Here is a 12844-nt window from a genome sequence, read left to right as displayed (position 1 = left end):
GTATTAATCCAGTCGCGCTGACGTCGTGTGCGACCCGGCGCCCCGTCGGAAGCCATGGTAAACACCCGATATGTCGCATTCGGGGATCACGCTCATCCTGATCATGACGATCGCCGTCCTGGCCCCCCTGCTCGCCTACCTGGCCGGACGGTGGCTCCCCGTCCCCCTCGTCATCTTCGAGATCCTGCTGGGCATCGTCGTCGGCCCCGACGTCCTGGACTGGGCCCGCTCCGACGCGCTGATCGACGGCCTCTCGCAGCTCGGCCTCACCATGCTGATCTTCCTCGCGGGGTACGAGATCGAGTTCGGCAAGATCCGCGGCGACACCCTCAACCGCTCCGTCCGGGCCTGGCTGATCGCCCTCGTGCTCGGCCTCGGCACCGGCGTCCTGCTCGCCGGCGGCTGGACCAAGGGCGTCTTCGTCGGAGTCGCCCTCACCAGCACCGCGCTCGGCACCGTGCTGCCCGTCCTCAGGGACGAGGGCGACCTCCACGGACGGTTCGGATCGGTCGTCATGGCCTTCGGCGCGGTCGGCGAGTTCGGCCCGATCATCGCGATGGCCCTGCTGCTCAGCGGGCGCGGCGCGGGCGAGTCGACCGTGCTCCTCGCGGTCTTCGCCGCGCTCACCGCCGGCGCGGTGTTCTGGGCGCTCCGGCCGCGCCCGCCGTGGTTCTCCCGGATCATCGCCAAGACCCTGCACAGCAGCGGGCAGTTCGCGGTGCGGTTCGTCTTCCTGCTGCTCGCCCTCATGCTGGGCGCCTCGCAGGCCCTCGGCCTCGACATCCTCCTCGGCGCCTTCGCCGCCGGGCTCATCACCCGGCTGGTCCTCACCGGGGCCGCGCCCGAGTCGGGGCCGCGGATCCTGGAGAAGATCGAGGGCGTCGGCTTCGGCTTCCTCGTCCCGGTCTTCTTCGTGGTCACCGGGATCGAGTTCGACCTGGACTCGCTCCTCGAAGGGGGCAGGACCCTGGTCCTGCTGCCGGTCTTCCTGCTGCTCTTCCTGGTGGTGCGCGGCGGGCCGATCTGGTTCCTCGCGCCGCGCGACCTCGGCCGCGGGGACCGGGGCGCGCTCGTGCTCTACGGCTCCACGGCGCTGCCGCTGGTCGTCGCGATCACCACCATCGGCGTGGACGACAAGGCGATGACGGCGGGGGAGGCCGCGGCGCTCGTCGGGGCGGCCATGGTGTCCGTCCTCGTCTTCCCGCTGATCGCGCTGAAGTCGCGGTCGGGGGCGAAGGCGCGGCCGTCCGAGGAGCTCAGCGGCTCGGAGTCGTGGTGACCGGCCGTCCGGCCGGGGGTCCTGCGGCCGGGGGTCCGCCGGCCGGTGACTCCTCGACCAGCGGGGACAGGTAGCGCAGCAGGAGCGTCTTCAACTCGGCCACCATGGCGTCCCGTTCGGCCCCCTCGGGTGCGGCGAGGACGAGGTCGAGGCCCCCCTTGAAGGCGGCGAAGGTCATGTTCGCGGTCCGGAGGCGGTCCTCGGGGGGAAGTGTGGGCGCGTAGTGGGCGATCACCTCCTGCACGCGGGTGAGGAGGGTCGCGTGCAGTTCGTCGTGCTCCTCCGCGATCCGGCCGGGGACGTCGGAGCCGTGCATCAGGGCGAGGAAGGCCGGGTTGGCGCAGTTGAACTCGATCATCGGGTCGACCACGGCGTCCAGCAGCCCGGGCAGCGGCAGGGAGAGGTTCGCCGGGGTGAACGCCTGGCCGTGGGCCTCCCGCATCTCGTGCAGCAGGCGCTCGCCGAGCTCGATCGCGATGGCTTCCTTGTTCGGGAAGTACTGGTAGAGGGTGCCGGGCGAGACGTGCGCCTCGCGGGCGATCGCGTTGGTGCTGGACGCCGTGTAGCCGTTGGCGCAGAAGACCTTCGCGGCGGCCTGGAGCAGCTGGGTGATGCGCCGCTCGCCGCGTGCCTGGCGGCGGGGCGGCTTCGGCTCCTCGGGCCGGTCATCGGACCTGACGGCTGACCTGTCGTCGGACATGGCTGTTCCCGACTCTCCTCGACACGTTTGACAAACACGAGAGGTCGCTCGCATTCTTGAGAAACGCGAGTGATCACTCGTGTTTGCCAGTTTATGGCAATGGGCGACCCATGTGACCTGCCGGGAAGCACGCACAGGGGTCAGGTGAAGGGGACACCTCGTCATGGCCGAAGTCAAGAAATCAGCACCCGGAGGGGGAGCCACCGCCCAGCGGGCGGGCTCCGGCGGCTGGACGCGGTTCGTGACCGCCCGCCCCCGCCTCACCCTGCTCGTCGCCCTCGTCCTCACCGCCCTCGCCGTCCTGGCCGGCGGCGGGGTCGCGGACCGGATGGGCAGCGGCGGCTGGGAGGACCCGGCCGCCGAGTCCACGTACGCGACCGAGGCGCTCGCCCGGCAGTTCCCCGGCTCCCAGCCGAACCTGATCCTGCTCGTCGACGCCGGAGCGGCCGGGGCGGACGCCCCGGCGGTCGCCGCCCAGGCCCGGAAGCTCGCCGAGCGGCTCGACGCCGAGCCCGGCGTCGACGGCGTCGGGTCCTACTGGTCCACCGGCTCGCCCGCGCTCCGCTCCGAGGACGGCCGCAAGGCCGTGATCGCCGCCCGGATCGCCGGCGAGGAGAAGGACGCCGCGGCCGTCCTCGACCGGATCGCCCCCGAGTACCGGGGCACGCACGGCCCCGTCGAGGTCTCCCTGGGCGGCGGCCTCGCCGTACGCCACGAGATGCAGACCGTCATCCAGGAGGACCTGCTGCGGGCCGAGCTCATCGCCCTGCCCCTCACCCTCGTCCTGCTCGTCATGGTCTTCGGCAGCGCGGTGGCCGCCCTGCTGCCGCTCGGCGTCGGCATCGTCGCCATCCTCGGCACCAACGCCGTGCTGCGCGGCATCACCGAGTTCACCGACGTCTCCGTCTTCGCGCAGAACCTGACGACCGCCCTCGGGCTCGGACTCGCCATCGACTACGCCCTGTTCGTCGTCCGCCGCTACCGCGAGGAACTCGCCACCGGCGCCGACACGTACACCGCCGTCCGCACCACCCTGCGCACCGCCGGACGGACCGTGCTCTTCTCCGCCCTGACCGTCGCCGTCTCACTGGCCGCGATGCTGGTCTTCCCGCAGTACTTCCTGCGCTCCTTCGCGTACGCGGGGATAGCCGTGGTCCTGCTCGCCGCCACCGCCGCGCTCACCCTCCTCCCGGCGGCCCTCGTCCTGCTCGGCGACCGGGTCAACGCCCTCGACCTGCGCCGCCTGCTCCGGCGCGGCCGAGCGTCCGGCCGGAAGGCCGACGGCGGCGAGGGCGCCGGCGGCGAGGGCGCCGGCTGGGGGCGGGCCACCGCGCTCGTGATGCGCAGGGCGCCCGTCTTCGCCGTCCTCACCACGGCCGGCCTCGTCCTCCTCGGACTGCCCTTCCTGGGCGTGAGGTTCGGCACCGCCGACGACCGCCAGCTGCCCGCCACCGCCTCCTCCCGGGTCGTCCAGGACCAGCTGCGGGACGGCTTCCCCGGCGACCCCGGCGGCGGCATCACCGTCCTCGCCGAAGGCGCGGCCACCCCCGCGCAGTACGCGGACTACCGCGAGCGGATCGCCGGCCTCGACGGGGTCGCCCGCGCCGACGGACCCGTCACCGCCGGCGGCGGCCGGGCCTACTTCACCGTCGTCCCCGACGGCGAGGCCGTCGGCCCCGACGCCCAGCGGACCGTGACCGAACTGCGGGCCGAACCCGCCCCGTTCGACACCTCCGTGACCGGCCAGGCCGCCGTCCTCGTCGACTCCAAGGACGCCCTCGCCGAACGGCTGCCCTGGGCCGCGGCGATCATCGTCCTCGTCACGCTGCTCCTGGTCTTCCTGCTCACCGGCAGCGTCCTCATCCCCGTCCAGGCCGTCGTCCTCAACGCCCTCAGCCTCACCGCGATGTTCGGCGCGGTGGTCTGGGTCTTCCAGGACGGGCACCTGGCCGGATTCCTCGGCTTCACCCCCACCGGCGACATCGAGACGACCCTGCCGGTGCTCATGTTCTGCGTGGCCTTCGGACTCTCCATGGACTACGGGGTGTTCCTGCTCTCCCGCGTCAAGGAGGAGTACGACCGCACCGGCGAGCACGAGCACTCCGTCCGCTTCGGCCTGCGCCACACCGGCGGCCTCATCACCGCCGCCGCCGTGATCCTCGCCGTCGTGATGGTCGCCATCGGCACCTCCCGCGTCACCAACACCAAGATGCTCGGCCTCGGTGTCGCCCTCGCCGTCCTCATGGACGCCATGGTGGTCCGCAGCCTCCTCGTCCCCGCCGTGATGAAACTGACCGGCCGCCTCACCTGGTGGGCCCCCGGCCCGCTGCGCCGCTTCCACGACCGCTTCGGCATCAGCGAGTCGGACGCGTACAACCCCGGACCGACCCCGGACGTCGAAGAGGTGTCCGAGACACGACGGGAGATGACCTCCCTGCGCCCATGACCCTCAAGGGGGATCCATGACACGCACGCGTACGTTCCTGGTCGCGGCGACGGCTCTGCTCGCCGCTCTCTTCCCCCTCGCCGCCGCAGGGGCGCCGGCCTCCGCCGCGCCCCTCCCGGCCCCGGCCGCCGGCCCCGCGCCGGGGACGGCCGTGCAGCACGGAGGCCCGCTGACCGTTCCCGCCGGCGAGGAGGGGCCGGTCACCACCTACGCGACGGCCGCGCTGCCGGGCGGCGCGGCCGGCCCGGTGAAGGCGTCGCTGCGGCTGCCGGGCCTCGAATGGACGCCGGGCGGCGACCGGCCGGGCGTGCTCGGCCACATCCGCTGGTGGTGCGCCGTGAACGGCGGGGCGTTCACGGCGTGCTCGGTGCGCGGACCCGCGGAGGGCCGCGGACCCTCCCTCGACCTGCCGGACACCGCGGCCGCACCCCTCCTCACCTACGCGATCCGCGTCGACGCCGACTCGTGGGGCCTCCTCGCCCGGCACGAGACCAGCGGCGACCTGGTCGTCACCGACGGCGCGGGAGCCGAACTCTCCCGGGGCGGCCTCGACATGGCGTTCGTCCAGGGCGCCCTGGAGGCGCCGTACCGCTCGGTGCTGCACGCCCGGGACCGCTCCGGCGTCCTGTGGCGGTACGAGGCCACGGGCCGGCCCGGCACCCCGCTGAAGGCCCGCACGCGGATCGGCGGCGGCTGGAACGGCTACACGGCGCTCGCCCCGCTCGGCCGTCCGACGGCGGACGGCGAGGGCGACCTGGTGGCCCGCGACCGCGACGGCGTCCTCTGGTACTACGCGGGCTCCGGCGACCCCGCCGCCCCGTTCTGGCCGCGCGTCCGCGTCGGCGGCGGGTGGAACGCGTACACCTCGCTCGTCGCCCTGCCCGACGGGCTCCTCGCGCGGGACAGGACCGGGGTCCTCTGGCACTACCCGCGCCGGCCCGCGGCGCCGCCGGCGGCTCCCTTCGGGCCCCGCGCCCGGGTCGGCGGCGGCTGGAACGCCTACACCGCTGTCACCCCGTGGGGTACGGGCCTCGCGGCCAGGGACACGGCCGGCGCCCTCTGGCTCCACCCCGGCACCGGGGGCCCCGACCCGGCCGTCCCGCTCCGCCCGCGCGTCCGCGTCGGCGGCGGCTGGAACGGCTACACGGCACTCGCGCCCGTCAGCGGCCCCGGCCACCAGGCCCCGCCGGACCTCCTGGCCCGCGACCGGAACGGCGACCTGTGGGCGCACCACGGCACGGGGGGATCGGTCGAGCCGGCCCGGCAGCGGATCGGCTGGGGCTGGAACCAGTACGACCTGGTGCTCTGAGCCCACAGCGCCGGCTTCGAGCCCGCACGCGCCCGGCTTCGAGGCCGCAGCGCACGGCTTCGAGCTCGCGGCGCACGCTTCGAGCCCGGACGCGCCGGGGCCGGCCCGGGGATCGCCGGGGCCGGCCCTGGAAGGCGGGCGGTCCGCTCGCCGGTTCAGTCGCGGCGGCCCCGGTTGCCGGGGCGGCTGGCGACCCAGGCGCGGATCGTGTCCGCGTACCAGTAGGGCTTGCCCGACTCGACGTGGTCGGGGGCCGGCAGCAGGCCGTGCTTCCGGTAGGAGCGGACCGTGTCGGGCTGGACCCGGATGTGCGCGGCGATGTCCTTGTACGACCAGAGCCTTCTGTCCGTCATGCCTGGTACCTCCCTGCGCGCCGCGCAGCGGCGGCGGGGGTGCCGTTCGGGGGCGCTGCGGGCGGGCGTTGGCGATCACTGAGCCATTGCCCCCTGCAACGACCCCCTCAGACAGGAGGGGAGCGGCTGTCGAGCGCCTGTGACGGAAAGCCCGCGTAACGGAGATATGCGTGACGCCGGAGGGACGAGTGTGACGAAAGCGAGCCATCGGGACATCGGCGTGTCCCCGTGCCGCACCCCTGGTCAGAGAGGTATGCGCCGGTCACACGCCGCAGGAGCGAAGGAAGCGCCGGGTCCGGAGCGCGATCGGGTACGGGGCGTCCGGGTCGCACGGATACATGTCCTGCTCGACGATCGCGAACAGGTCCACGTCCAGCGCCGACGCGGCCGCCAGGACCGGTTCGAGCGCGGGCACCCCCGCCGGCGGCTCGCACATCACGCCCCGCGCCACCGCCGGACCGAACGGCACCCCCTCGGCCACCACCCGGGCCAGCACCTCCGGGTCCACCTGCTTCAGATGGAGGTAGCCGATCCGCTCGCCGTACGTCTCGATCAGCTTCACGCTGTCCCCGCCGGCGTACGCGTAGTGCCCGGTGTCCAGACAGAGCGACACCGCCTCCGGGTCGGTGGCGTCCAGGAACCGCGTCACGCTCTCCTCGTCGTCCAGGTGCGTGTCCGCGTGCGGATGCACCACCACCCGCAGCCCGTACCGCTCGCGCACCTCCCGGCCGAGGCGCTCGGTGAGCCGGGTCAGGTCCCGCCACTGCCCGGCGGTCAGCGTCCGGTCCTCAAGGACCTCGCCCGTCCGGTCGTCGCGCCAGAAGGCCGGGATCACCACGAGATGGCCCGCGCCCATGGCCTGCGCGAGGGCGGCGTTCTCCGCGACGTGCGCCCAGGTACGGTCCCAGACCTCGGGGCCGCGGTGCAGCCCGGTGAAGACCGTCCCCGCCGAGACCCTGAGACCGCGCCGGGTGGTCTCCTCCGTCAGGAGGGCCGGATCGGTGGGCAGATAGCCGTACGGACCGAGCTCGATCCACCCGTACCCCGCTCCCGACACCTCGTCGAGGAAGCGCTGCCAGGGCACCTGCCGGGGATCGTCGGGGAACCACACCCCCCAGGAGTCCGGCGCGGAGCCGATCCGGATACGGGACGCGGGCGGGGGCGGCTGCGGTGACGGCGTCGTCATGTCTGCCACCTTGACCGGGGCCCGCGAGCAGCGTCAAGGAGGCCGCCACGGCCCGGTCACGTCGTCCGAATGTCCGGACATATCGTTGACACGCCTCCGGGCGGACGGCTAGACCTGGGTGCGGAGAGCCCTGGGCGCGCAAGCCGGACGCGAGAGGTGGCGCGGGTGGAGTCGGAGCCGTACGACCTGATCACCATGGGGCGCCTCGGCGTGGACCTGTACCCGCTCCAGACCGGCGTCGGGCTCGACCGCGTCGAGACCTTCGCCAAGTTCCTCGGCGGCTCCCCGGCCAACGTCGCCGTCGCCGCCGCCCGCCTGGGCCGTCGCACCGCCCTCGTCTCCCGCACCGGCGCCGACCCCTTCGGCGGCTATCTGCGCCGCGAACTCAAGGGGTTCGGGGTGGACGACCGCTGGGTGACCGAGGTCGAGGAGCACCCCACCCCCCTCACCTTCTGCGCCCTCTTCCCGCCCGACGACTTCCCCCTCACCTTCTACCGCCGCCCCCACGCCCCCGACCTGGAGATCCACCCGCACGAGCTGGACCTGGACGCGATCCGCGCCGCCCGGGTCTTCTGGGCCACCGGCACCGGACTCTGCGCCGAACCCAGCCGTACGGCGACCCTGGAGGCGCTGCGGGCCAGGGCCGGCCGCGAGGTGACGGTCCTCGACCTGGACTGGCGGCCGATGTTCTGGGCGGACCCCGCGTCGGCCCGCCCGTACTACGCGCAGGCGCTGCGGCACGCGACCGTCGCCGTCGGCAACCTCGACGAGTGCGAGGTCGCGACCGGGGAGCGCGAACCGTACGCCGCCGCCCGGGCCCTGCTCGCGACCGGCGCCGTCCGGCTCGCCGTCGTGAAACGGGGCCCCGAGGGCGTCCTCGCGCTCGCCGCCGACGGGACGGCCGCCGAGGTGCCGCCGCTGCCGGTGGAGGTGGTCAACGGCCTCGGCGCGGGCGACGCGTTCGGCGGGGCCCTCGTCCACGGCCTGCTCGCCGGCGAGGAGCTCGGCACGACCCTGCGCCGGGCCAACGCCGCCGGGTCGATCGTCGCCGGCCGGCTCGCCTGCTCCGCCGCCATGCCGTACGCCGCCGAGATCGACGAGGCCCTCGCCACGGGCTCCGGCACCCTGCCGGAAAAGGGGTAGGGGTCCGTCATGAGCACCCACCGCCCCCCGTCCCTCCACCTCCCCGCCGGGGCCGCCGCCCACGGCCCGTACACGGTCGACATCGACCCGGGGCGGGCCGGATGGACGTACTCCGCCCTCCGCGTCCTCACCCTCGCACCGGGGGAGCACCACACCTTCGCGAGCGGGGATTCCGAATGGGTCGTGCTTCCCCTCTCCGGTGCCTGTAGCGTGCGCGTCGACGGCGAGATCCTCGAACTCACGGGCCGCGCAAGCGTGTTCGACGGAGTGACCGACTTCGCCTATGTACCGCGCGACGCCCACGCCCAGATCGCCTCCGGCGCGGGAGGCCGCTTCGCTTTGGCAGGAGCGAAGTGCGAGCGACGACTCCCCGCCCGCTACGGCCCCGCGCCGGAGGTTCCCGTCGAGACCCGGGGCAGCGGCAACCGCGCCCGCCAGGTGCGGAACTTCGCCTCGGCCGACGCCTTCGACTGCGACCGGCTCATCGCCGTCGAGGTCGTCACCCCCGGCGGCAACTGGTCCTCCTACCCGCCGCACAAGCACGACGAGCACCGCCCCGGCACGGAGTCGGTCCTCGAGGAGATCTACTACTACGAGATCGAGGGCCCGGCCGGCCTCGGCTACCAGCGGATCTCCCCCTCCCGCCCCGGCGGCGCCGAGCTGCTCGCCGAGGTCCGGCACGGCGACGCCGTGCTCGTCCCCGACGGCTGGCACGGCCCGTCCATCGCCCAGCCGGGTCACGCCCTCTTCTATCTCAACGTCATGGCGGGCCCCGGACCCGAGCGGGAGTGGAAGATCTGCTTCCACCCCGACCACACGGAGGGATACGCATGAGCGTCCGGCTCACCGTCGCCCAGGCCCTGCTGCGCTTCCTCGCCGCGCAGCACACCGAACGCGACGGCGCCCGGCAGCGGCTGATCACCGCCACCTGGGGCATCTTCGGCCACGGGAACGTCGCCGGCATCGGCCAGGCACTCGTCGAGGACCCCGGCCTCATGCCGTACCACCAGGGCCGCAACGAACAGGCCATGGTGCACGCCGCCGTCGGCTACGCCCGCCAGTCCCGCCGGCTCTCCACCCACGCCGTCACCACCTCCATCGGCCCCGGCGCCACCAACCTCGTCACCGGCGCCGCCCTCGCCACGGTCAACCGGCTGCCCGTCCTCCTGCTCCCCGGCGACACCTTCGCCACCCGCCCCGCCGACCCCGTCCTCCAGCAGCTCGAAGTGCCGTACGCGGGCGAGGTGTCCGTCAACGACTGCCTGCGGCCCGTCTCGCGCTACTTCGACCGGATCACCCGCCCCGAAGCACTGATCCCGGCCGCCCTCGCCGCCGTACGCGTCCTCACCGACCCCGCCGACACCGGGGCCGTCACCCTCGCACTGCCCCAGGACGTCCAGGCCGAGGCCTACGACTGGCCCGAGGAGTTCCTCGCCGAGCGGACCTGGACCGTGCGCCGCCCACGGCCCGACACCGCCGAACTCGACGCGGCGGCACGGGCGGTCGGCGCCGCCCGGCGGCCGCTGGTCATCGCCGGCGGCGGAGTCAGGCACAGCGCCGCCGAGGACGCCCTGCGCACCTTCGCCGAGCGGGCCGGCCTCCCCGTCGCCACCACCCAGGCCGGCAAGGGAGCCCTGCCCTGGGACCACCCCTGCGACGTCGGCGGCATCGGCCACACCGGCACCGCCACCGCCAACGACCTCGCCCGCACCAGCGACCTGATCATCGGCGTCGGCACCCGCCACACCGACTTCACCACCGCATCCGGCACCCTCTTCCGCCCCGACGCCCGGTTCGTCAACCTCAACATCACCGGGTTCGACGCCCACAAGCAGGCCGCGCTGCCGCTCGTCGCCGACGCCCGCGAGGGACTCCTCGCCCTCACCGAGGCCCTCACCGAAACCCCCGCCGACCACCGGCCCGGCACCGCACGGTGGGCCGCCGCCAAGCAGGACTGGCAGGAACGCACCGACGCCGCCTACACCCCGCGGAGCGAGGACGCCCGCCCCACCCAGGCCCAGGTCCTCGGCGTACTCGACACCCTGGTCGACGGCACCGACATCCTGATCAACGCCGCGGGCTCGCTCCCCGGCGACCTCCACAAGCTGTGGCGGGCCCGCTCCACCGACCAGTACCACGTCGAGTACGGCTACTCGTGCATGGGCTACGAGATCCCCGCCGCGATCGGCGTCGCCCTCGCCGCCCCCGGCCGGCCCGTCTGGGCGCTCGTCGGCGACGGTACGTATCTGATGAATCCCACCGAGATCGTCACCGCCGTCCAGGAGCGGCTGCCCCTCACCGTGGTCATCCTCCAGAACCACGGCTACGCCTCGATCGGCGGCCTGTCCGAGGCCGTCGGCGCCGAGCGCTTCGGCACCGACTACCGCTTCCGGGCACCCGACGGCACCTTCACCGGAGCACCGCTCCCCGTCGACCTGGCCGCCAACGCCGCCTCCCTCGGCATGCGGGTGCTGCCCGCACGCACCGTGCGTGACCTGCGGGAAGCCCTCGCCGACGCGCGAGCGGCGACGGTTCCCACATGTGTCTACGTCGAGACCGAAACGGCAGACAGTGTGTCGGGCGCGCCCCCCGCCCAGGCGTGGTGGGATGTGCCCGTGGCCGAGACCTCGACCCGCCCGTCGGCGGTCAAGGCCCGCGAGGAGTACGACCGGCACGTCACCGCCCGACGCCGCCACCTGTAACAGCCAGAAGGAGCATTCCGTCATGACGAAGACCGTCAACCACTGGATCGGTGGCAAGAGCGTCGAGGGCACGTCGGGCAACTGGGGCCCGGTCACCGACCCGGCCACCGGCGCCGTGACCACCAAGGTCGCGCTCGCCTCCGTCGAGGAGGTCGACGCCGCCGTCGCCGCCGCCAAGGACGCCTGGGCGACCTGGGGTACCTCCTCGCTCGCCCAGCGCACCACGATCCTCTTCAAGTTCCGCGCGCTCCTCGACGCCAACCGCGACGCGATCGCCGAGCTGATCGTCGCCGAGCACGGCAAGGTCCACTCGGACGCCCTCGGCGAGGTCGCCCGCGGCCTGGAGATCGTCGACCTGGCCTGCGGCATCACCACCCAGCTCAAGGGCGAGCTCTCCACCCAGGTGTCGAACCGGGTCGACGTGGCGTCGATCCGCCAGCCGGTGGGCGTCGTCGCGGGCATCACGCCCTTCAACTTCCCGGCCATGGTGCCGATGTGGATGTTCCCGATCGCCATCGCGACCGGCAACACCTTCATCCTCAAGCCGAGCGAGAAGGACCCCTCGCCGTCCCTGAAGATCGCCGAGCTGCTCGCCGAGGCGGGCCTCCCGGACGGCGTCTTCAACGTCCTGCACGGCGACAAGGTGGCCGTGGACCGGCTCCTGGAGCACCCGGACGTCGCCGCGGTCTCCTTCGTCGGCTCCACCCCGATCGCCCGCCACATCCACACCACCGCCTCCGCCAACGGCAAGCGCGTGCAGGCCCTCGGCGGCGCGAAGAACCACATGCTGGTCCTCCCCGACGCCGACCTCGACGCGGCGGCCGACGCGGCCGTCTCCGCGGCGTACGGCTCCGCCGGCGAGCGCTGCATGGCCATCTCCGCGGTCGTGGCCGTCGGCTCCATCGGCGACGAGCTGGTGCAGAAGATCCGCGAGCGCGCCGAGAAGATCAAGATCGGCCCCGGCACCGACCCGACCTCCGAGATGGGCCCGCTCATCACGGCCGTCCACCGCGACAAGGTCGCCTCGTACGTCCACGGCGCGGCCGACGAGGGCTGCGAGGTCGTCCTCGACGGCACCGGCTACACGGTGGAGGGCCACGAGAACGGCCACTGGATCGGCCTCTCCCTCCTGGACCACGTGCCCACCACCGCCAAGGCCTACCAGGACGAGATCTTCGGCCCGGTGCTCTGCGTGCTGCGCGCCGAGTCCTACGAGGAGGGCCTCGCCCTCATCAACGCCTCGCCGTTCGGCAACGGCACCGCGATCTTCACCCGCGACGGCGGCGCCGCCCGCCGCTTCCAGCTGGAGGTCGAGGCCGGCATGGTCGGCGTGAACGTGCCGATCCCGGTGCCGGTGGGCTACCACTCCTTCGGTGGCTGGAAGGACTCGCTCTTCGGCGACCACCACATCTACGGCAACGACGGCGTGCACTTCTACACCCGCGGCAAGGTCGTCACCACCCGCTGGCCGGACCCCTCCGAGGCCCCCGCCGGCGTGGACCTGGGCTTCCCGCGCAACCACTGACGCCGGCCCGCTCCCCGTCACCGCCGACGCCGGCGGGCCCCCGCGGCCCCCGGCTCCGGCGGTGCGCGACCACGGCCCCCGGGGTGCTGACAGCACACCCCGGGGGCCGTTCCCTTTGGGCGGGGGATACCGCGCCCGTGGTACGCGCGGACCCGGCCGTACGACTCCAGGAGGGCGGCCGCCTCCGCCCCCTGGCCGCCG

General features: G+C 73.7%; 10 protein-coding genes. 7 read left to right on the top strand and 3 right to left on the bottom strand.

Translation table 11 applies throughout. The features are described 5' to 3' along the window. Positions 1 to 70: 70 nt before the first annotated feature. Positions 71 to 1279, top strand: a complete 1209-nt coding sequence (locus DEJ43_RS12555) for a cation:proton antiporter (RefSeq protein ID WP_015033736.1) — start codon at positions 71 to 73, stop codon at positions 1277 to 1279. On the opposite strand, the gene DEJ43_RS12550 is transcribed toward DEJ43_RS12555, so the two are convergent. Beyond that, positions 1257 to 1979: a TetR/AcrR family transcriptional regulator gene (locus tag DEJ43_RS12550; protein WP_015033735.1), complete on the bottom strand. Its 723-nt coding sequence runs from the start codon at positions 1977 to 1979 to the stop codon at positions 1257 to 1259. The genes DEJ43_RS12555 and DEJ43_RS12550 overlap by 23 nt on opposite strands. A 163-nt stretch (positions 1980 to 2142) precedes the next feature. On the opposite strand from DEJ43_RS12550, the gene DEJ43_RS12545 reads away from it, so the two are divergent. Continuing rightward, positions 2143 to 4425: an MMPL family transporter gene (locus DEJ43_RS12545; protein ID WP_015033734.1), complete on the top strand. Its 2283-nt coding sequence runs from the start codon at positions 2143 to 2145 to the stop codon at positions 4423 to 4425. 16 nt (positions 4426 to 4441) lie between these two features. After that, positions 4442 to 5734, top strand: a complete 1293-nt coding sequence (locus DEJ43_RS12540) for a hypothetical protein (RefSeq protein ID WP_015033733.1) — start codon at positions 4442 to 4444, stop codon at positions 5732 to 5734. A 155-nt stretch (positions 5735 to 5889) separates the two neighbouring features. Here DEJ43_RS12540 and DEJ43_RS12535 read toward each other — a convergent pair whose 3' ends face one another. Both DEJ43_RS12535 and DEJ43_RS12530 read right to left on the bottom strand, forming a co-directional pair. Beyond that, a complete protein-coding gene (locus DEJ43_RS12535) occupies positions 5890 to 6087 on the bottom strand; it encodes a helix-turn-helix transcriptional regulator (RefSeq protein WP_015033732.1) in 198 nt (65 codons plus the stop codon). A gap of 262 nt (positions 6088 to 6349) precedes the next feature. Continuing rightward, positions 6350 to 7273, bottom strand: coding sequence for a sugar phosphate isomerase/epimerase family protein (locus tag DEJ43_RS12530; protein WP_015033731.1), 924 nt, complete (start codon positions 7271 to 7273; stop codon positions 6350 to 6352). Between the two features lie 195 nt (positions 7274 to 7468). On the opposite strand from DEJ43_RS12530, the gene iolC reads away from it, so the two are divergent. The 4 genes from iolC to mmsA are packed head-to-tail and all read left to right on the top strand — an operon-like array spanning position 7469 to position 12643. Continuing rightward, the gene (gene iolC, locus DEJ43_RS12525; RefSeq protein ID WP_233448057.1) at positions 7469 to 8416 is read left to right on the top strand and encodes a 5-dehydro-2-deoxygluconokinase; all 948 of its coding nucleotides are present in this window, start codon (positions 7469 to 7471) and stop codon (positions 8414 to 8416) included. A gap of 9 nt (positions 8417 to 8425) precedes the next feature. Continuing rightward, complete coding sequence (iolB, locus tag DEJ43_RS12520) at positions 8426 to 9250, top strand: 5-deoxy-glucuronate isomerase (RefSeq protein ID WP_015033729.1); 825 nt, start codon at positions 8426 to 8428, stop codon at positions 9248 to 9250. Further along, complete coding sequence (gene iolD / locus DEJ43_RS12515; protein WP_015033728.1) at positions 9247 to 11118, top strand: 3D-(3,5/4)-trihydroxycyclohexane-1,2-dione acylhydrolase (decyclizing); 1872 nt, start codon at positions 9247 to 9249, stop codon at positions 11116 to 11118. Before iolB ends, iolD begins: the two co-directional genes overlap by 4 nt. Before the next feature lie 22 nt (positions 11119 to 11140). After that, positions 11141 to 12643 (top strand): CoA-acylating methylmalonate-semialdehyde dehydrogenase, encoded by a 1503-nt coding sequence (gene mmsA, locus DEJ43_RS12510; protein ID WP_015033727.1) that lies wholly within the window; start codon positions 11141 to 11143, stop codon positions 12641 to 12643. The last annotated feature ends 201 nt before the right edge of the window (positions 12644 to 12844 follow it).

The sequence above is a fragment of the Streptomyces venezuelae ATCC 10712 genome (assembly GCF_008639165.1).
GTDB classification, from domain to species: Bacteria; Actinomycetota; Actinomycetes; order Streptomycetales; family Streptomycetaceae; genus Streptomyces; species Streptomyces venezuelae.
This window is presented reverse-complemented; position numbering and strand designations above follow the sequence as displayed.